General features: G+C 65.3%; 21 protein-coding genes. 2 read left to right on the top strand and 19 right to left on the bottom strand.

Annotated elements, in window-relative coordinates:
• Nucleotides 1–111: 111 nt before the first annotated feature.
• The 15 genes from L5014_RS14775 to L5014_RS14705 form a co-directional block, all read right to left on the bottom strand.
• Complete coding sequence (locus L5014_RS14775; protein WP_238464480.1) at nucleotides 112–408, bottom strand: glutaredoxin family protein; 297 nt, start codon at nucleotides 406–408, stop codon at nucleotides 112–114.
• Between the two features lie 5 nt (nucleotides 409–413).
• A complete protein-coding gene (locus L5014_RS14770) occupies nucleotides 414–1,925 on the bottom strand; it encodes a DegQ family serine endoprotease (protein WP_238464479.1) in 1,512 nt (503 codons plus the stop codon).
• Nucleotides 1,926–1,945: 20 nt separating this feature from the next.
• Entirely contained in the window at nucleotides 1,946–3,007 is a 1,062-nt protein-coding gene (locus L5014_RS14765) for a MucB/RseB C-terminal domain-containing protein (protein ID WP_238464478.1), read from the bottom strand.
• A gap of 6 nt (nucleotides 3,008–3,013) precedes the next feature.
• Entirely contained in the window at nucleotides 3,014–3,676 is a 663-nt protein-coding gene (locus tag L5014_RS14760; protein WP_238464477.1) for a sigma-E factor negative regulatory protein, read from the bottom strand.
• Between the two features lie 88 nt (nucleotides 3,677–3,764).
• On the bottom strand, nucleotides 3,765–4,364 hold the full coding sequence (rpoE, locus tag L5014_RS14755; RefSeq protein ID WP_028215987.1) for an RNA polymerase sigma factor RpoE: 600 nt from the start codon (nucleotides 4,362–4,364) through the stop codon (nucleotides 3,765–3,767).
• A 228-nt stretch (nucleotides 4,365–4,592) separates the two neighbouring features.
• The gene (locus L5014_RS14750) at nucleotides 4,593–4,898 is read right to left on the bottom strand and encodes a hypothetical protein (RefSeq protein WP_238464476.1); all 306 of its coding nucleotides are present in this window, start codon (nucleotides 4,896–4,898) and stop codon (nucleotides 4,593–4,595) included.
• Nucleotides 4,899–4,916: 18 nt separating this feature from the next.
• On the bottom strand, nucleotides 4,917–5,138 hold the full coding sequence (locus tag L5014_RS14745) for a hypothetical protein (RefSeq protein ID WP_238464475.1): 222 nt from the start codon (nucleotides 5,136–5,138) through the stop codon (nucleotides 4,917–4,919).
• A 29-nt stretch (nucleotides 5,139–5,167) separates the two neighbouring features.
• Entirely contained in the window at nucleotides 5,168–6,409 is a 1,242-nt protein-coding gene (gene fabF / locus L5014_RS14740; RefSeq protein WP_238464474.1) for a beta-ketoacyl-ACP synthase II, read from the bottom strand.
• A 198-nt stretch (nucleotides 6,410–6,607) separates the two neighbouring features.
• Nucleotides 6,608–6,847, bottom strand: a complete 240-nt coding sequence (gene acpP, locus L5014_RS14735; protein ID WP_004197638.1) for an acyl carrier protein — start codon at nucleotides 6,845–6,847, stop codon at nucleotides 6,608–6,610.
• A gap of 166 nt (nucleotides 6,848–7,013) precedes the next feature.
• A complete protein-coding gene (gene fabG / locus L5014_RS14730) occupies nucleotides 7,014–7,763 on the bottom strand; it encodes a 3-oxoacyl-ACP reductase FabG (RefSeq protein WP_238464473.1) in 750 nt (249 codons plus the stop codon).
• Between the two features lie 41 nt (nucleotides 7,764–7,804).
• Complete coding sequence (fabD, locus tag L5014_RS14725; protein WP_238464472.1) at nucleotides 7,805–8,743, bottom strand: ACP S-malonyltransferase; 939 nt, start codon at nucleotides 8,741–8,743, stop codon at nucleotides 7,805–7,807.
• 112 nt (nucleotides 8,744–8,855) lie between these two features.
• Nucleotides 8,856–9,845: a beta-ketoacyl-ACP synthase III gene (locus L5014_RS14720; protein WP_238464471.1), complete on the bottom strand. Its 990-nt coding sequence runs from the start codon at nucleotides 9,843–9,845 to the stop codon at nucleotides 8,856–8,858.
• Nucleotides 9,845–11,002, bottom strand: coding sequence for a phosphate acyltransferase PlsX (plsX, locus tag L5014_RS14715; protein ID WP_238464470.1), 1,158 nt, complete (start codon nucleotides 11,000–11,002; stop codon nucleotides 9,845–9,847). Before plsX ends, L5014_RS14720 begins: the two co-directional genes overlap by 1 nt.
• A 147-nt stretch (nucleotides 11,003–11,149) precedes the next feature.
• The gene (rpmF, locus tag L5014_RS14710) at nucleotides 11,150–11,329 is read right to left on the bottom strand and encodes a 50S ribosomal protein L32 (RefSeq protein ID WP_018441573.1); all 180 of its coding nucleotides are present in this window, start codon (nucleotides 11,327–11,329) and stop codon (nucleotides 11,150–11,152) included.
• A gap of 129 nt (nucleotides 11,330–11,458) precedes the next feature.
• Nucleotides 11,459–12,115: a YceD family protein gene (locus tag L5014_RS14705; RefSeq protein WP_238464469.1), complete on the bottom strand. Its 657-nt coding sequence runs from the start codon at nucleotides 12,113–12,115 to the stop codon at nucleotides 11,459–11,461.
• A gap of 342 nt (nucleotides 12,116–12,457) precedes the next feature.
• Here L5014_RS14705 and L5014_RS14700 point away from each other — a divergent pair, with 342 nt between their 5' ends.
• Nucleotides 12,458–13,108: a Maf-like protein gene (locus tag L5014_RS14700; RefSeq protein ID WP_238464468.1), complete on the top strand. Its 651-nt coding sequence runs from the start codon at nucleotides 12,458–12,460 to the stop codon at nucleotides 13,106–13,108.
• A complete protein-coding gene (locus L5014_RS14695) occupies nucleotides 13,105–13,827 on the top strand; it encodes an SAM-dependent methyltransferase (RefSeq protein ID WP_238464467.1) in 723 nt (240 codons plus the stop codon). Before L5014_RS14700 ends, L5014_RS14695 begins: the two co-directional genes overlap by 4 nt.
• Before the next feature lie 134 nt (nucleotides 13,828–13,961).
• On the opposite strand, the gene L5014_RS14690 is transcribed toward L5014_RS14695, so the two are convergent.
• The 4 genes from L5014_RS14690 to L5014_RS14675 form a co-directional block, all read right to left on the bottom strand.
• Nucleotides 13,962–14,987, bottom strand: coding sequence for a S49 family peptidase (locus L5014_RS14690; RefSeq protein ID WP_238464466.1), 1,026 nt, complete (start codon nucleotides 14,985–14,987; stop codon nucleotides 13,962–13,964).
• Between the two features lie 15 nt (nucleotides 14,988–15,002).
• Nucleotides 15,003–15,422 (bottom strand): Rieske (2Fe-2S) protein, encoded by a 420-nt coding sequence (locus L5014_RS14685; protein WP_238464465.1) that lies wholly within the window; start codon nucleotides 15,420–15,422, stop codon nucleotides 15,003–15,005.
• A complete protein-coding gene (locus L5014_RS14680) occupies nucleotides 15,419–16,078 on the bottom strand; it encodes an HAD-IIIA family hydrolase (protein ID WP_238464464.1) in 660 nt (219 codons plus the stop codon). Before L5014_RS14680 ends, L5014_RS14685 begins: the two co-directional genes overlap by 4 nt.
• Before the next feature lie 128 nt (nucleotides 16,079–16,206).
• Nucleotides 16,207–17,268 (bottom strand): RluA family pseudouridine synthase, encoded by a 1,062-nt coding sequence (locus tag L5014_RS14675; RefSeq protein WP_238464463.1) that lies wholly within the window; start codon nucleotides 17,266–17,268, stop codon nucleotides 16,207–16,209.
• Nucleotides 17,269–17,741: the final 473 nt, after the last annotated feature.

The raw sequence follows: 17,741 nt of genomic DNA, 5'->3' as shown, positions 1-17,741 counted from the left end.
ATCTATTTTAGCCGAAAAGGGGGGCGGCCGGCGAACCGGGCGGTAAGTCACGGTTGTGTCATGGCGCAACGGCGCCCGCGGATGTGTCAAAACTCAGCGGCGCCCGGTGTGTCACGACGCGGTGGCGCCCAAGCGCAGCGCGGCGCGCACGCGTGCCTCGTCGAGCCGGTAATGGCACAGTTCGACGCCGTCGCATACCAGCACCGGCACGAGTTCGTCATAGCGCGCCTGCAGCGCGGGGTCGGAATCGACATCGATCGTCTCGATGTGCGCCCCCGCCGCCGCAGCCAACGGCTCCAGCGCCACGCGCATGTCCTCGCACAGATGACACCACGCGCGGCCATAAAGCACGAGATGCACGCCCGCGCGGGGCTCGGCGACATTCGACGTCCGCACAGGCGCGCTCATCGTGCTTACTTCTGCCCCGGATTACGCGGGCGCAGCGGCACGAACTGTGTGTTGTCGCCGCGACGCACGAGAATCGCCACCATCTTCTGCGAATCGAGGCGCGACGTAACCTCCAGGAACTGTTTCGCGCTCGTGACATCCGTATCGCCCACGCGCAGGATGATGTCGCCCTTCTGCAAGCCGGCGCGCGCGGCCGGGCCGTCCACCGCGTCCACCATCACGCCACCCTTGATCTTGAGCTGGCTCAGTTGCTCGGCGGAAAGGTCGGTCACCGCGAGGCCCAGCGCATTCGACGCGCGCGGCTTCGGTTCCGGCGCCTTGCGCTGATCAGCCTTCGCGCTCTTGTCCGACTGCATTTCGGCCACGGTGATCGGCAGCTCGCGCGTCGAGCCCTTGCGCCAGATCGTGACGGTCGACTTGGTGCCCGGCTTGGTGTCGCCCACCATGCGCGGCAGGTCGGTGGCCGCATCGACCGTCTGGCCGTTGAACTTCTGGATGATGTCGCCAGGCTGGATACCCGCCTTGTCGGCCGGGCCGCCCGGCTCGACGCTCGACACCAGCGCGCCCTGCGCCTTCGGCAGACCGAGCGAATCGGCCACGTCCTTGGTCACCTCGCCGATGGCTACGGCAATCCGGCCGCGCGTGACCTTGCCCGTCGCCTTGAGCTGATCGGCCACACGCATCGCCTCGTCGATCGGAATCGCGAACGAAATGCCCATGAAACCGCCGGTGCGGCTATAGATCTGCGAGTTGATGCCGATCACCTCGCCCTGCATGTTTATGAGCGGACCGCCCGAGTTGCCGGGATTCACGGCCACGTCGGTCTGGATGAACGGCAGATAGTCGCCCGTGTCGCGGCCCTTCGCGCTCACGATGCCCGCGGTGACGGTGTTCTCGAGCCCGAACGGCGAGCCGATCGCCACGACCCACTCGCCCACGCGCACCTTGTTCGAATCGCCAATCGTGATAGCCGGCAGATTGTTGGCCTGAATCTTCACGACCGCCACGTCGGTGCGGTCGTCCACGCCGATCAGCTTCGCCTTGAACTCGCGCTTGTCAGTGAGCGTCACGTAGATGCTGTCCGCGTCGTCGACGACATGCGCGTTGGTCATCACGTAGCCGTCGCCCGTCATGATGAAGCCCGAGCCGACGCCGCTGTTTTGCTCGGTGTCGCTGCCACCGTCCGGCCCGGAGTCCTGTCCTCCGCCCTGCCCGCCGCCTTGACCGCCGCGCGGCGACTGACCGCCCTGCGGCCCCTGCGGCAAAGGAATGCCGAAGAAACGGCGGAAGAATTCCGACATGTCGCCGTTGTCCATCCCCGGCGGCAGCCCGCGCTGCGAGAGCGTCACGCGCGTGGTCGTGCGGATGTTGACGACGGAGGGCCCCACCTTGTCCACGAGATCGGTGAAGTCCGGCAGATTGGCAGCGGGCGCCGCCGATGCCGTGTGCGGGGCGAACGGCAGGCACGCCGCCACCACCGCAGCCGCGAAGAATTTGCGCAGCGGGAGGATCGTCATATCGAAATCGGCCGTAGCAGTTACTTGGGAGCCTTGTATTCTATGGCAGACGCGAATTGCTGCAACGTGGTCTGGGGCACTTCGCCGAGCAACGTGATCCAGTAATTCCCGTTGCGCTTCACGAGCACGTGGGTCGCGCCGCTGCTACCCGAGCCTTCCTTGCGGCTGTTGTGCTCGACCGGCTCGACAAAAACGGAGACGGCCGAAAGCCCGTCGGAGAACACGGCCTGATCGACGGGAATGGGCGGATCGTTGGCATCGCGCGCGGCCATCGGACGGCGCACTTCGCGGATCTTGCGAAAACCCGGTACGGTCTGCGCGAAGGTCCAGCCCTGGGCCTCCATGTCGACCGTTTGCAGCGGCGGACGCACGACCGTCCAGCCCGAGGTATTGCGCATACCGGCCGCGATCGGCGCCTTGTCCGCCGGCACGCCGATGCTCACCTGCGTGAACGAGAGCTGCTGGAGCACCTGGCCATTCGACGGGTCGAGCGTCTGCGTGCGCAGCAGCAGGCCCGTTTTCGCATCGACCCACAGTTTGTAGGCGAAGCGATAAGCGTCCTTGGGATCGAGCTCGATCACCTGGCTGTCGATGCCGGCCACGCGGTCGCTGCCGAGCACCTTCGGATCGTAGACGGCGAGCACCTGCTCGCCGCTCGTGGCGAGCAGCGCCGGGAAGGCTTCCTTGTTCTGGCGTTTTTCGACGACGCACAGCTTGCGTTCGGGCACGAACGTGTAGAGATCGTCGTTGTGACGCAGCATCTTGCGCGGCTTGCCGTCGAGGCTTTCGAGCTGCTCGTACTCGCCGTCGCCCTTCGTGGCGTAATGCGCGATGCGAGAGGACTGCACGAACGCGCCACGCTGATAGACAAAGGTGCCCGTGTAGTTCAGCTGCTGCGCGGACTGCTGGATGCGGTCGAGCCACTGCACGGCGCTCTGGCGCGCGGCCGGATCGGTGGCCGACGCGCCTTGCGCGTATGCGTGCGTGGCGGCAGACAGAGCGGTGAACGTTACGGCCGCACAGCACAGGAATGCCGGCAGCCGCCCCCAGAATGTAGTTTTATTCAACCGCGCTATCTGCATCAGACTTTATTGGCCTTGCGTGGTAAGGGCGGCAGACCGGATGAACGGCATCGAATCCGTCATGACCGGTTGCTGTGCGAACTGCTGATGCGCTTCGAGATATTCGTCCAGACGCGCGTCGCGAATGATGTTGCCGTCCTGCACGGCGGCCGACTGCACCGGCACCGTATTCATGGCCACGCGCTGGACATGGTCGCCGGCGGATTGCACCGAAGCGATCTGCGGCGCGCCGGCCGTGCCGACGCCGCGCATCTGCGGCATGACGATCCACGTGAGCGTGGCGGCAGCGGCGGCCACGGCCAGCGACGGCACGACGCGGCGGCGCAGCGCAAGAATGCGCGCAACGCGGCCACTATGCGTGGCGGACTGGCTATTAGAAACAGCGGCAGCGGGCAAAGCAGCCGGCGCCAGCACGTGCGGTTCCGCCTCGAAGCGCGCGGCGAAACCCGCCATGAACGACTGGCTCGCGGCCGGGCTCATCGCCAGGTCGTCGGAGCGCAGCACGTCGCCGATCAGGTGATAGCTCGACCAGGCCGTGCGGCCGTCTTGATCGAGCCCGGAAAAAATAGCGTTCAGATGCTGTTCATCGCCGGCCGTTTCGCCGTCGACGAAGGCGGACAGTTGCTCGCCGCGCGAGCTTGACACCGATTGCATCGAAACCGACCCCATGATGCTCCCCATTTCCTTACAGAGCCACGTAGTGACACACACCCACATCCAGGTGAACTGCGTCCGTGCCCGGCGCAAAGCTGGCTTGTTACCAGCGCTTGCCTTCCGGTGTGTCCAGCAGCGGACGCAATTTTGCCGCAATGGCTTCGCGAGCGCGGAAAATTCTCGATCTGACGGTGCCGATCGGGCAACCCATCATCTCGGCGATTTCCTCGTAGCTCAAACCCTCAATTTCCCGAAGAGTAATGGCGGTACGCAGCTCTTCCGGTAAAACCGCCATTGCAGCATTGACCGTCTCTGCGATCTGCTTGCTCATCAACATCGACTCTGGCGTGTTGATATCCCTTAGTTGATCGGCGTCCGAGAAAGTTTCCGCTTCTTCTGCATCCGCTTCGGTAGAGGTGGGTGCGCGTCTTCCCTGGGTTGCAAGGTAGTTCTTCGCCGTGTTGACGGCAATTCGGTACAACCACGTATAGAAAGCGGATTCGCCACGGAACTGCGGCAGTGCCCGATAGGCCTTGATAAAGGCGTCCTGGGCCACGTCCTCGACCTCCGCGGGGTCCCGCACGAGGCGCGAGATCAGGCGGATGATCTTGCGATGGTACTTGGAGACCAGCAGTTCGAACGCGGCCTTGTCGCCTTTTTGCACGCGCTCGACCAGCACCTGGTCAATTTCTTTTTCGCTCACCTGAAAAATCCGTTAGCTCATGGAAGTGGACGCGGGGGCACCATTGTAGCGTTACCGCCACGGTGCTACGTTACGCGCGTAACAGCCGTTACAGTCGTTACCGCGCTCTGGCAGGCGCAGGACAAAATTAGTTGGGGACGGTGCGGCGAAAGACAATGCTGGCAATGCGGACAAATGCGGGTACGCGAAGCCGCGAAACACCGAGCGGCCACGCGGGTGCAACGGTGCTTAACTGCCGGATACGCGGCCGGATGCGCTGCGCGCGCTGACCGCGAGAATGCGGAAGGTCTCGGTATCGAGGGAGTCGGCGGCCACGAGCAGCGTCTTGCGGCACCCGCCCTGTTCCACCGCGAGCGCGAGGAGTGCCGCGCCCCACTGCGAAGCACCGAGCAGGCGCCCGTCGATGAGATACGCTCCGGTGCGCGCAATGGCGGCGAAGCGATCGGTCCCGATTTCGATGAAAGCGGGCTGCGCACGGCGCCACGCCTGGAAAGCAAGCAGCCCAGCGGCGCCCAGCGCGAGCGTGGGCGGCACAGCGCGCCACGTGCCAAGCTAGGGCGCGAGTGTCGTGAAAAACGCTGCGGTGGCGATCAGCACGCCGGCGAGCAGTGCTACGTGCAGTGTCCGGGACGGGCGCAAGACAATGCGCGGCGCACGGATGCGCCGCGCATCTTGAAGAGAGTCGCGGCCGGCCGGCGGCAAATGCAACTGCGGCAACTGTGGCAACTGCTGCAACTGCGCCGGCGCGGCCGCTGTGTCGCTCGTGGCGATCACATCTGGCTCACATGTCGCTCAGATGCGATTCAAGCGTGACGCTTGAAAACGAGCGTGCCATTCGTGCCGCCGAAGCCGAACGAGTTCTTCAGCGCGACGTCGATCTTCATGTCCCGCGCGGTGTTCGCGCAGTAGTCCAGGTCGCATGCCGGATCCTGGTTGAAGATGTTGATCGTCGGCGGCGACACCTGGTTGTGCACGGCGAGCACCGTGAACACCGACTCCAGGCCGCCCGCGCCGCCCAGCAAGTGGCCGGTCATCGACTTGGTGGAGTTGACGACGATGTCCTTCGCGTGGTCGCCGAACGCGCGCTTGATCGCGGTGGTTTCCGCGATGTCGCCGAGCGGCGTCGAGGTGCCGTGCGCGCTGACCCAATCCACTTCGTTCGGGTTCACGCCTGCGTTGCGCATCGCGTACTGCATGCAGCGGCGCGCGCCGTCGCCGTCTTCGAGCGGTGCGGTCATGTGATACGCATCGCCGCTCATGCCGTAGCCGCTGACTTCCGCGTAGATCTTCGCGCCACGCTTCTTCGCGTGCTCGTACTCTTCGAGGACCATCACGCCCGCGCCCTCGCCCAGCACGAAGCCGTCGCGGTCCTTGTCCCACGGACGGCTTGCCGTTGCCGGATCGTCGTTGCGCTGCGAGAGCGCGCGCGCCGCCGCGAAGCCGCCGATGCCGAGCGGCGAAACGGTCGATTCCGCCCCGCCCGCGATCATCACGTCGACGTCGCCGTACTCGATGAGACGCGAGGCTTCGCCAATGCAGTGCAGGCCGGTCGTGCAGGCCGTGACCATGGCGAGGTTCGGGCCTTTGAGGCCGTACTTGATCGACAGGTGGCCAGAGATCATGTTGATGATCGAGGCCGGCACGAAGAACGGCGAAATACGGCGCGGACCGCGGTTGAGCAGTTCCGTTTGCGTGACTTCGATCATCGGCAGGCCGCCAATGCCCGAACCCACCACGACACCCACGCGCTCGGAATTCTCTTCGGTGACCTCGAAGCCGCTGTCCTGCATCGCCTGGATGCCCGCGGCAATGCCGTAATGGATGAACGTATCCATGTGACGCGCTTCTTTCGCCGGCATGTAATCTTCGACGTTGAAACCCTTCACTTCGCCAGCAAAGCGGGTCGAGAAGTTCGTAGCGTCGAACTTCGTGATGTTGGCAATGCCTGACTTTCCGGCGACCAGATTGGCCCACCCGTCGGCAACATTATTGCCAACAGGCGAAATCAGCCCCAGGCCTGTAACGACAACTCGACGGCGGCTCACGGTAACCCCTTTTCCATAGATGACAAAACAAAAGCCACAGAGGCCACAGGAAATGCTCCTGTGAGCCCTGTGGCTAGTTGACCGGCAGATGTCCCGCGGCAGGTGCGGCGGGTTTTCGCGGTTTCACGGGCAAGCGTCCTCGCGGGCCGCTAGCGCGCAACTTGCGTGCGCGCGCCGGCCCGGGCAGGAATATGGCGCTTAGGCCTTGACGTTCGCGCGAGCGTAGTCGATCGCTTGCTGAACCGTCGTGATCTTCTCGGCTTCCTCGTCCGGGATTTCCATGCCGAATTCGTCTTCGAGGGCCATCACCAGTTCCACGGTGTCGAGCGAGTCTGCGCCCAGATCGTTCACGAACGAAGCTTCGTTCTTGATTTCAGCTTCGGCGACGCCCAGTTGTTCGGCGACGATCTTCTTGACGCGCTGTTCGATGTTGTCCATTACCCCTCCAAGGGAAAAAAGTTAGCTCATAAATGCGAGTGCGCGCATTTTATCAGGTTTGACCTGGCAGAAAAGCGGCGCTCGCGGTTCCGGAACGGCTATTCGCACATGCGCTTGGGCGATATTCGCAAAGACGCATCAAGGCGCGGATAGTACCTGAATCCGGTTAAGACATATACATCCCGCCATTTACGTGCAATGTAGTGCCCGTGATATAGCCCGCTTGCGGCGATGCGAGAAAAACGACCGCATGCGCGATGTCTTCCGGACTGCCCAGACGGCCCAGCGGAATCTGCTGCTGGAGCGCGGCCTGTTGCTCGGCGGGCAGATCCTTGGTCATGTCGGTGTCGATGAACCCCGGCGCCACGCAGTTCACGGTGATGCCGCGACTGCCGATCTCGCGCGCGAGCGCGCGCGTCATGCCCGCGACGCCGGCCTTGGCCGCCGCGTAGTTGGCCTGGCCCGGGTTGCCCGACGAGCCGACCACCGACGTAATGTTGATGATGCGGCCGGTGCGCGCCTTCATCATCGGGCGCAGCACGGCGCGCGAGAGGCGGAACACCGACTTCAGATTGGTGTCGATCACCGCGTCCCACTCGTCGTCCTTCATGCGCATCGCCAGGTTGTCCTGCGTGATGCCCGCATTGTTGACGAGAATCGCGAGGCCGCCGAACTCCTTGACCGTCGCGTCGATGAGCGCCTCGGCCGCAGCCGCGTCGTTGACGTTCAGCACCGCGCCGCGGCCCTTTACGCCCGCTGCTTCGAAAGCCGCAGTAATGGCTTGTGCGCCGGCTTCACTCGTTGCCGTGCCGATCACCGTCGCGCCCTTGCGCGCCAGTTCGAGCGCGATTGCCCGGCCGATGCCGCGCGAAGCGCCGGTCACGATCGCGGCCTGATTGTCGAGAGTCTTTTCCATCGTTCGAATCCGTTGCGTTTGATGCTTTCCGATGCTGCGGCTTAGGCTTTGACGAGCGCGAGCGCCTCTTCGAGCGACTTCGGATCGGCCACGGAGGCGCCGACCAGGTTGCCGTCGATACGCTTGGTGAGGCCCGCGAGCACCTTGCCCGGACCGCACTCGATCACATGCGTCGCGCCCTGCGCGGCGATTGCCTTCACGCACTCGACCCAGCGCACCGCGCCCGCGGCCTGGCGCACGAGCGCGTCGCGGATCTTCGCGGGATCGGTCTCGAAGACCACGTCGACGTTGTTCGCGACCGGGATCTGCGGCGCGTTGAGCGTGACGTTCGCAAGGTATTCGCGCAGCTGGTCCGAAGCGGGCTTGAGCAGCGACGAATGGAACGGCGCCGAAACCGGCAGCGGCAGCGCGCGCTTGGCGCCCTTCGCCTTGGCGATCTCGCAGGCTTTTTCGACTGCGTTCTTGTGGCCCGCGATCACGACCTGCGCCGGCGCGTTGAAGTTCACCGCTTCGACCACGCCGCCGCTAGCTGCAGCCGCTTCGGTGCAGACGGCGCGCACGGTGTCGTCGTCGAGGCCGAGCACGGCGGCCATGCCGCCCTCGCCCACCGGCACCGCGCTTTGCATCGCCTGGGCGCGAAAGCGCACGAGCGGCACGGCGTCGCGGAACGCGAGCACGCCTGCAGCCACGAGCGCCGTGTATTCGCCAAGGCTATGGCCCGCGACGATCGCCGGCGCCGGGCCACCCGCCGCTTGCCACGCGCGATAGACGGCGTAGGCGGCGGTGAGCATGACCGGCTGCGTGTTGGTGGTGAGATTGAGCTCGTCGGCCGGGCCTTCGGCGATCAGCTTGCCGAGGTCCTGGTTGAGCGCGTCGGACGCTTCTTGCAGCGTCTCGCGCACGATGGCGTTATCGGCAAAGACGTCGAGCATGCCGACGGCCTGCGAGCCTTGTCCGGGAAAAACGAACGCGAATTTCATAACGTCCCCAAAATTCGATCAAAACGGATGGGCGATGCGCTCGGATGAACCGCTCCCGGGCCGCGCGCGTCGCGCATGCGGCTCTCTTGCGGGAGCGCCCGCCTCGGGTTGGTCAGAAGCGGATGACGGAGGCGCCCCAGGTAAAGCCGCCGCCGACGCCTTCGAGCAGCACGTTGTGGCCGCGCTTGATGCGGCCGTCGCGCACTGCGACGTCGAATGCGAGCGGAATCGAGGCCGCCGAGGTATTGCCGTGTTCGCCAACGGTGACCACCATGCGCTCGGCCGGCAGACCGAGCTTGCGGCAGGTGCCCTGCATGATGCGGATGTTGGCCTGATGCGGAATCAGCCAGTCGATCTGGTCGGCCGTGAGGTGCGCCTTTTCGAGCGCCTCGACCGCGACCTTCTCGAGCACGTTCACGGCAAGCTTGAACACCGCCTGGCCATCCATGTGCAAGAACGCGTTGCCGGCGACCACGCCGCCGTTCACGTGGCCCGGCGTGCAGAGGATGTGCGCGTAGCTGCCGTCGGCATGCAGCGCGCTCGAGAGCACGCCCGGCTCATCCGAGCCTTGCAGCACGATCGCGCCCGCGCCGTCGCCGAACAGCACGCAGGTCGTGCGGTCGTTGAAGTCGAGGATGCGCGAGAACGTCTCTGCGCCCACCACGAGCGCCGTCTTGTGCTGACCGCTGCGGATCAGGCTGTCCGCCACCGAAACGGCGTACGCGAAGCCCGCGCACACGGCCTGCACGTCGAACGCCGCGCCGTGATTGCGGATGCCGAGCTTGTTCTGCAGCAGGCAGGCGGTGCTCGGAAACACGAAATCGGGCGTGGAGGTGGCGACGATGATGAGGTCGATCGATTGCGGGTCGACGTCGGCAGCGGCGATCGCGCGCTGCGAAGCGGCCAGTGCGAGATCGCTGGTCGTGACGTCGGGCGCTGCGAAGTGGCGCGCGTGGATGCCGGTGCGAGCGACGATCCACTCGTCGCTCGTCTCGACGCCCTTTGCGGCGAGACGTTCGGCCAGATCCTGATTGGTGACGCGCTCAGGCGGAAGAAAACTACCCGTGCCGAGCACGCGGGAATAGAGAGTCGATTGAGCCATTATGTCTTCGAGGGTGATACGGCGCCGGGCGGCAGATCGCCCGCCGTCTGACCGGGTGAGCTCGCGGATGGACTCGCGGACGGCTCCTCGGGAGCCCTTGCGGCGGCACCGTTCGGGCCGCCCGAGGACGCACCGGCGGCCTGTTCGATTGAACCGGCGTTTTCTTCCATGGCGCGCGCGAGACGCTCCAGCACGCCATTTTTGACGGCATCATACCCGCGTTTGATCGCCCACTCAAACGCATAGGCGTCCGCTGAGCCATGGCTCTTGAAGACGAGGCTCTTCAGGCCGAGCAGCGCCGCGCCGTTGTACTGGCGGTGATCGACGCGCTTCTTGAAGCGCATGAGCACCGGCAGCGCGGTGAGCGCCATGAGCTTCGTCGCCCACGAGCGGCCGAACTCTTCCTTGATCATGTCGTTGAGCATCTGTGCGAGGCCCTCCGACGTCTTGAGCGCGACATTCCCAACGAAGCCGTCACAGACGATGACGTCGACGGTGCCCTTGTAAATGTCGTTGCCCTCTACATTGCCGCGGAAGTTCAGCGTGCTCGCGCGCAGCAGTTCGCCCGCGCGCTTGATGGTCTCGTTGCCCTTGATGACCTCTTCGCCGATATTCAGGAGCCCGATGGTCGGACGATCCTTGCCTTCGAGCGCGGCAACGAGCGCGTGGCCCATCTCGGCGAACTGCAGCAGGTGCTGGGGTTCGCAGTCGACGTTCGCGCCGAGGTCGAGCATCGTCGTATAGCCACGCGGGTTGGGCAGCGCGAACGCGATGGCCGGCCGTTCGATGCCGGGCAGCGTCTTGAGCACATAGCGCGAGACGGCCATGAGCGCGCCGGTATTGCCAGCAGAGACGCAGGCTTGCGCCTCGCCCTCTTTCACGCGATTGAGCGCGACGCGCATCGACGAATCTTTCTTCTTGCGAAGGGCGACTTCGACCGGATCGTCCATTTCGACGACCTCGGTGGCGGGAACGACGGAAAGTGCGGGGAGGTCCAGCGCCTTCAGCTTTTTGAGCTGGGCGCGAATCGCCGTCTCGATACCCACCAGTTGCAGTCGCGCATCGGGATGCGAGCGAACGAAACTGACTGCGGCAGGCACGGTCACGGACGGACCGTGGTCGCCTCCCATGCAATCTATCGTGAGCGTAACAGTCATGGAGTGCGACGGATTTCAGGCACAAAAAAGCGGCAGTTGAATGCCGCCTTTTTTGCCGAGCCGAAAAATTGTCAAGCGAACAGAATCGCCATGTGCGGCGCTGCCTGGAAACCCGCTTTCGGGTTGCTGCGCCGCACGCTGGAACGATTAGTCGTTCTTGGTCTTGACGACTTTCTTGCCGCGGTAGTAGCCGTTCGGGCTGATGTGGTGACGCAGATGCACTTCACCCGTGCTCGGCTCGACAGCCAGCGGCGCGCCCGTGAGGAAATCGTGCGAGCGGTGCATGCCGCGCTTCGACGGCGACTTCTTGTTTTGTTGAACTGCCATGATAACTCCTGAAAATTTTCCGAATTCTAACACAGCCCGATCCGGCCGCCGCCACCCTGGGGATGACCGGACTCCGGGACTGGGCCCACGAATTGATACTGCACGCCACCCGCAGCCGCTCAGTAAAACCTAGTGCTTGCTGCCGGGACCGTCCTTCTTGAGCGATTCGAGCGCCGCAAACGGGTTGACGCGCTCTTCCGGCTCGATTTCCTGCTCCGGCACTTCGTCGACGGAATCCACGCCCTCGGCGCCGTCGGCACCCGAGGCGAGGCTTTCGTGAATTTCCGGACAAACTTCGTGCTTCGGCACGAGCGGCAGCGAGAGCAACAACTCCTCTTCGATCAAGTCGACGAGATCGAAATGGCGCGAGCCCACAATCACATCGAATTCATCGTCGTCGAGCGGGATCTCGTCCGCCTCATCTTCCGTCTGGACGATCCGGAAGACTGTGTCCGCGTCGAACGCCTGCTCGTAGGGAGCGAGGCAACGCTGACACGTAAGCCATGCGCCACCGTGAACCGCCAGCCGCAGATACGGCTGCGGCCCCTCGGTGCCGTCGTCCTGCAATTCCTGTTGCGTGAAACCCTCGGCCTGCCAGGTGAACGCGGTGTCGCGATCTGGCGCCTCGGCCGGGACTTCGTTCAGCATGCGCGGCAACTGCGAGAGGCGCACCGTGCCTGAGGCACTGCGCCCGCTACGCGCAAATTCGAAGATATCGAGATCGCGCGGGTTAAGCGCGCCCTTATCCGCTGCGGCGCCAGCAGGCTTGCCGGGATGTTCGGTCATGTGCGCTCTCCTGCTCCAGACGCGCGAGCCCGCAGGCGGCGCGAAAAGCCTTAACTGCTGCCGATCTGTATTCTTTATCTGTTTCAACCGGCTCCCTACCTGCCTCAAGCGGCTTAGGTACGGACCACGCTCACATCTCTTTTGGCGCACGTTTTTAGCCATTGGCCAGAAACCGTGACCAGCGCTTACTGAAGACGCGCGAGGTGAGCGTACCGATGAAAAGCGCAAAATCATAGCGTCTTTATCTTTGCGAGTCAAACACTTAAGCTCACGCCCGCAAGCCTTTGTGCGGGCCTTGTCCGCTGTCCGCCGCCTACGACCATTATTCACGATCCGACAATCATGCAGGATACCGCTGCACTCGCCCCACAAACGGGCCGCCCCGCGCTGATTCTCGCCTCCAGCTCGCGCTACCGCCGCGAGCTGCTCGAGCGCCTGCGCATTCCTTTCGACACCGCCGTGCCCGCCATCGACGAAACGCCGCAGCCCGGCGAAACGCCCGAGGCCACGGCGCTGCGCCTCGCCGTGGCCAAGGCCCGAGCCGTGGCCGCCGCCCTGCCAGCCAGCGCCGGACGCTCGCTCGTGATCGGCTCCGACCAGGTGGCGACCTTCGACGGTCACCAGATCGGCAAGCCGGGCACGCACGAGCGCGCGCTCGAACAGCTGCGAGCCATGCGCGGGCGCGAGGTACTGTTCCATAGTGCGCTCAGTCTGCTCGACAGCGCTACTGGCCGAACGGATACCGTCGATGTCGTGACCAAGGTGCGCTTTCGCGACCTTCCCGACGCCGCGCTCGACGCTTATCTGCGCGCCGAGCAGCCCTACGACTGCGCGGGCAGCGCGAAATCGGAAGGGCTGGGCATCGCGCTGCTGGAAGCCATCGAATCCGACGACCCCACCGCACTGATCGGCCTGCCGCTCATCGCGCTCACGCGCATGCTGCTCGCCGCCGGCTATCCGCTACTGACGACGCCGCAGGAGGCTCGCGAATGACCACGGGCACGCTCTATCTGATCCCGAATACGCTCGGTGACGGCGACGACGCCGCGCTCGCCGCCGTCCTCCCCACGCCCGTGCGCGAACGGGCGGGCACGCTGGCGAGCTATATCGGCGAAAACGCCAAGACCACGCGCGCGTTCCTGAAGCGCGTCGGAACCACGCGGCCGATCCAGGAGATCGAGATCCGCGAGCTCAACGTCAACACGCCCGCAGGCGAGGTCGAGAAGCTGCTCGCGCCGCTTCTGGCCGGCGTCGACACAGGGCTCGTCTCCGAAGCGGGCGTACCCGCCGTGGCCGATCCGGGCGCCCTGCTGGTGCGGCGCGCGCACGAGCGCGGCATCAAGGTCGTGCCGCTCGTCGGGCCGAGCTCGATCCTGCTCGCGCTGATGGCTTCGGGCCTGAACGGCCAGAGCTTCGCGTTCCACGGCTACCTGCCCGTCGATGCGAACGAGCGCACGAAGAAGCTGCGCGAGCTCGAACAGACCTCCCGCAAGGCAAAGCAGACGCAGATCTTCATCGAAACGCCCTATCGCAACCGTGCGCTGCTCGACGCGCTGCTCGCGACCTGCGCGCCTTCCACGCTCGTGTGCGTGGCCGCCGACCTCACGCTGCCAGACGAGACGATCGTGAGCCGCGCGGTGTCCGAATGGAAGAAGAAACCGGCGCCCGAGTTGCACAAGCGGCCCGCGATCTTCCTGCTGCTGGCGAACTGAGCGCACACCGGCGCAAAGGCGCACCGGCACACCGACGCTTGAAATCGAGGGCGCGAGCCGCCCGCGAAACGAAACGGCCGCTGCGCATCATGCAGCGGCCGTTTTTACAGCGACGCGAGCCCGCGTGCGCGCGATCAGCGCACCGAGATCTTCCCGCCCGAAATCAGCGAATGCACGGCCGCCGAACCGATGCTCGCGCCGAGGCGCTTCGCGACGCGGTCGGTGATGCCCTGCTTGACCGTGTAATCGACGATATCCGGTGCCTTGATGATTTCGCGCGCCACGTAGTCGTTGTCGCCGAAGCCGTCGGCGAGGCCGAGCTCGACGCTCTTCTGGCCGGTCCAGAAGAGGCCCGAGAAAATGTCCGGCGAATCCTTCAGGCGCTGGCCGCGACCGGCCTTCACGGCGTCGATGAACTGCTGGTGGATCTGGTCGAGCATCTCCTGCGCGTGCGCGTCCATCTTCGGCGTGTCCGGCGAAAACGGGTCGAAGAAGCCCTTGTTCTCGCCCGAGGTGCGCAGGCGGCGCTGAATGCCGAGCTTGTCCATCATGCCCGTAAAGCCGAAGCTGTCCATCAGCACGCCGATCGAGCCGACGATGCTGGCCTTGTTCACATAGATCTTGTCGGCGGCAGCGGCGACGTAATAGCCGCCCGAGGCGCACATGTCGCCCACCACCACGTAGAGCGGAATGGCCGGGTATTTCGCGCGCAGCCGGCGGATCTCGTCGTTGATGATGCCGGCCTGCACCGGCGAGCCGCCGGGGCTGTCGATATGCAGGATCACGCCGGCGGTGCCGTCGTCCTCGAAGGCGCTGCTGAGCGCGTTGTTGATGTCCTCGGCGTTGGCGAGCGTATCCGACGCGATCTCGCCGTTGAGCGTGACGAGCGCCGTGTGGCGGCCGCCGCTGTCCACACGCGCCCCGGAAAGGTCGAGGATGCTCCACGCGATCAGCACCAGCACCGCGAGAAACGCGAAGCGGAAAAAGATCTTCCAGCGCCGCGCCGCGCGCTGCTCGTTGATCGCGGCCATGGCAATGCGCTCGAGCGCCTCGCGCTCCCAGCCGGGCTTGCCGCCGTCAGCGCCAGTGGCGCGGCCGGACTTCCCGTCGGGCGCAGAACCTGCCGGCCCGCCGGGTTCAGGAGTCAGATTATCGGACATGCGTGGGCAATGAGGTCAGGATGGGGTCGGACTCAAATCGTCGTCCGGCAGCCAGAATACCGCACGGCCCTCGGGCGTGTCGCGTTCCTCGACACGCACCGGGCGCAGCCGGGCGCCACGGCACGGGCCGCCCACGCACTTGCCCGTGTCGGGCTGATAGATCGCGCCGTGCGTCGCGCACATGATGTAGAGCCCCGACGACTCGAAAAACTGCCCTTCGACCCAGTCGAGCTCCATCGGCACATGCGCGCAGCGGTTCAGGTAGCCATACACCTCGCCGCCGTAGCGCACGAAGAACACCACGGCGTCGCCGCCCGCGTAAGTCGCGTTCAGGCGCTGGCCCGCGCCACCTTCGACCAGCGCTTCGGCAGCGCAGACGCGCACCGGGGCATGGCGCGTCTCGTGTGTTCCGCTCCCGCCCGGATTCGCACTCATGCGTGCTCCCGCAGCCACGCGGCCAGCGCGGCCACGTCCGGCGCGATGAAGCGCGGCGCGAGCACCTCCAGCGCACCCGACGAATGCGCGCCGTAGGCCACGCCCACGCCCGCCGCGCCAGCGTTGGCGGCCATCTGCAGGTCGTGCGTCGTGTCGCCGATCATCACCGTGCGATGAAGATCCTGCCCCAGCTCGCGCGTGAGCTCATGGAGCATGGCCGGATGAGGCTTCGAGAAGGTTTCGTCGGCGCAGCGCGTGCCGTCGAACAGGCTAGTGAGGCTCGCTTCGGCAAGCGCGCGGTTCAACCCTACCCGGCTCTTGCCGGTCGCCACGGCGAGCAGATACCCCGTGTCGCGCAGCTCGGTGAGCATCTCGCGCACGCCCACGAACAGCTCGGTCTGCTGATCCTTCAGCAGATAGTGGACGCGGTAGCGCTCCACGAGGCGCGGATAATCGGCGGGATCGAGCGTCGGCGCGGCAATCTGCAGCGCCTCGCGCAAGCCGAGGCCGATCACGTAGCTCGCGGCCTCGTCGCCGGGCACGGGCAAGCCCAGGTCGCGGCACGCGGCCTGGATGCTGCGCGTGATATGGGCGGTCGAGTCCATCAGCGTACCGTCCCAGTCGAACACAATCAGGTCAAATTGCTCTCGGGCCATGCGGTCCTTCTCCAAACACTGTAATTCTTGAGTCCGGCTTGCTCCCCGGTTCGTTACGGCACCGCGCGTGGCATCGATTGCGACGGCGCTGGCCGCTTTCGGCGCACGCGTTCACGGCACTCGCGCCCTCATTCGGGCTGCGCCGCGGCGTGGCCCCCGCTTTCATCTGCCGCCTGGCCAGCCCCCTCGCCGGCCGCTTCGCGCTGTGCGCGCAGTTCGCCGACGAAGCGTCGCAGCTCGGGCGGCAGCGGCGCTTCGAACTGCAGCGGCGCGCCCGTGATCGGATGCGTGAGCTTCAGCCGGTGCGCATGCAGGAACATGCGCTTGACGCCGGGCTTCGCGCCGTTGCGCGCGAGCGCCTTGTTGAGCGCGAAGTCGCCGTACTTGGCGTCGCCGACGATCGGCAGGCCCAGATGGGCCAGGTGCACGCGGATCTGATGGGTGCGGCCGGTCTTGAGCTCGGCCTCGACGAGCGCATAGCCCGGCCAGCGCTCGACGAGATTGAACACCGTATGCGACGGCTGGCCGTCGGGCTGAACGCGCACGCGCCGCTCGCCTTCCGGGGTCAGATACTTGTGAAGCGGCTCCTTCACGGCCCGCCGGCGCCCCCAGTCGCTCGCCCATTCGCCGTGGACGCACGCGTAATAGCGCTTGTCCGTCTTGCTGTCGCGCATCTGCTCATGCAGGCCGACCAGCGCCGCGCGCTTCTTCGCAAGCATCAGCACGCCGGAAGTCTCGCGGTCGAGCCGGTGCACGAGTTCGAGGAATTTGCCGTGCGGCCGCGCCTCGCGCAGTTGCTCGATGACCCCGAAGGCCACGCCGCTGCCGCCATGGACGGCCACGCCAGCGGGCTTGTCGATCACGAGCAGCGCCTCGTCCTCGTACAGCACGCTGAAATTTGCCGCAGGCACGGGTGCCGCGCCCACAGGCTCGTTCGGCTGCGCGACGCGCATGGGCGGCACGCGCACGACATCGCCCATCTCGAGCCGGTACTGCGCGTCGATCCGCCCCTTGTTCACACGCACTTCCCCGCTGCGCAGAATGCGGTAAATGTGGCTCTTCGGCACGCCCTTGCAGACGCGCAGCAGGAAATTGTCGATCCGCTGACCGGCGGAGCCTTCGTCGATCTCGACGAACGAAACCTGGTCGCTCGCGACCTGATTCTGGGATATTTTGCCTAACCCTTTCATTCTGAATATAATTTGCCCAGCGCTGACGCGACGGAAGGCCAAACGGCCTAAAAGTTCCTGATTCGCCCGACCAGTACCCACGGGCGTTTCTTCGGGTTCTTGAACCGCGCAGCATGCGCAGGCGGCAAGCGATAAACCGATATTTTACTTGCGCCCGGGGCTGGTTGCTCACCCCGTCTGAAGAGATGCAACGAGTTGCACGCACGGAAATCCGCACGGCAGGGACGGCGCCCACAGGCACGTTCGGTCGAACCGGACTCCGACGGTAACGGAAGGTTGGTATAAAGAATTCATCCGGCGCGTCGTGCGCGCAGTCGCAACGTTTCGAGCGACTGCAGCCAGACGCGCTGGTGGCGAAAATACGGCGAGCGCCCGAAGCGTCCCGGCAAGGTGCGGGACATGGCGACGTCAAAAGTGGCGAGACACCCCGAGGGGAAGACGGGTGTTCCTGAAAGCTTCCCGTGCGCGGCCCC

It is taken from the genome of Paraburkholderia tagetis, from assembly GCF_022213065.1.
Lineage (GTDB): Bacteria > Pseudomonadota > Gammaproteobacteria > Burkholderiales > Burkholderiaceae > Paraburkholderia > Paraburkholderia tagetis.
The sequence above is the reverse complement of the archived record's forward strand: the minus strand, read 5'-3'. Positions and strand labels throughout refer to the sequence as shown.

Excerpts from the sequence above, each read along its gene's own strand:
- L5014_RS14760 (WP_238464477.1), bottom strand. The coding sequence starts at position 3,676 with ATGGGGTCGGTTTCGATGCAATCGGTGTCAAGCTCGCGCGGCGAGCAA.
- L5014_RS14775 (WP_238464480.1), bottom strand. The coding sequence starts at position 408 with ATGAGCGCGCCTGTGCGGACGTCGAATGTCGCCGAGCCCCGCGCGGGC.
- L5014_RS14705 (WP_238464469.1), bottom strand. The coding sequence starts at position 12,115 with ATGACCGAACATCCCGGCAAGCCTGCTGGCGCCGCAGCGGATAAGGGC.
- L5014_RS14770 (WP_238464479.1), bottom strand. The coding sequence starts at position 1,925 with ATGACGATCCTCCCGCTGCGCAAATTCTTCGCGGCTGCGGTGGTGGCG.
- L5014_RS14720 (WP_238464471.1), bottom strand. The coding sequence starts at position 9,845 with ATGGCTCAATCGACTCTCTATTCCCGCGTGCTCGGCACGGGTAGTTTT.
- L5014_RS14700 (WP_238464468.1), top strand. The coding sequence starts at position 12,458 with ATGCAGGATACCGCTGCACTCGCCCCACAAACGGGCCGCCCCGCGCTG.
- L5014_RS14680 (WP_238464464.1), bottom strand. The coding sequence starts at position 16,078 with ATGGCCCGAGAGCAATTTGACCTGATTGTGTTCGACTGGGACGGTACG.
- acpP (WP_004197638.1), bottom strand. The coding sequence starts at position 6,847 with ATGGACAACATCGAACAGCGCGTCAAGAAGATCGTCGCCGAACAACTG.
- fabG (WP_238464473.1), bottom strand. The coding sequence starts at position 7,763 with ATGGAAAAGACTCTCGACAATCAGGCCGCGATCGTGACCGGCGCTTCG.
- L5014_RS14675 (WP_238464463.1), bottom strand. The coding sequence starts at position 17,268 with ATGAAAGGGTTAGGCAAAATATCCCAGAATCAGGTCGCGAGCGACCAG.
- L5014_RS14690 (WP_238464466.1), bottom strand. The coding sequence starts at position 14,987 with ATGTCCGATAATCTGACTCCTGAACCCGGCGGGCCGGCAGGTTCTGCG.
- rpmF (WP_018441573.1), bottom strand. The coding sequence starts at position 11,329 with ATGGCAGTTCAACAAAACAAGAAGTCGCCGTCGAAGCGCGGCATGCAC.
- plsX (WP_238464470.1), bottom strand. The coding sequence starts at position 11,002 with ATGACTGTTACGCTCACGATAGATTGCATGGGAGGCGACCACGGTCCG.
- L5014_RS14765 (WP_238464478.1), bottom strand. The coding sequence starts at position 3,007 with ATGCAGATAGCGCGGTTGAATAAAACTACATTCTGGGGGCGGCTGCCG.
- L5014_RS14695 (WP_238464467.1), top strand. The coding sequence starts at position 13,105 with ATGACCACGGGCACGCTCTATCTGATCCCGAATACGCTCGGTGACGGC.
- L5014_RS14685 (WP_238464465.1), bottom strand. The coding sequence starts at position 15,422 with ATGAGTGCGAATCCGGGCGGGAGCGGAACACACGAGACGCGCCATGCC.
- fabD (WP_238464472.1), bottom strand. The coding sequence starts at position 8,743 with ATGAAATTCGCGTTCGTTTTTCCCGGACAAGGCTCGCAGGCCGTCGGC.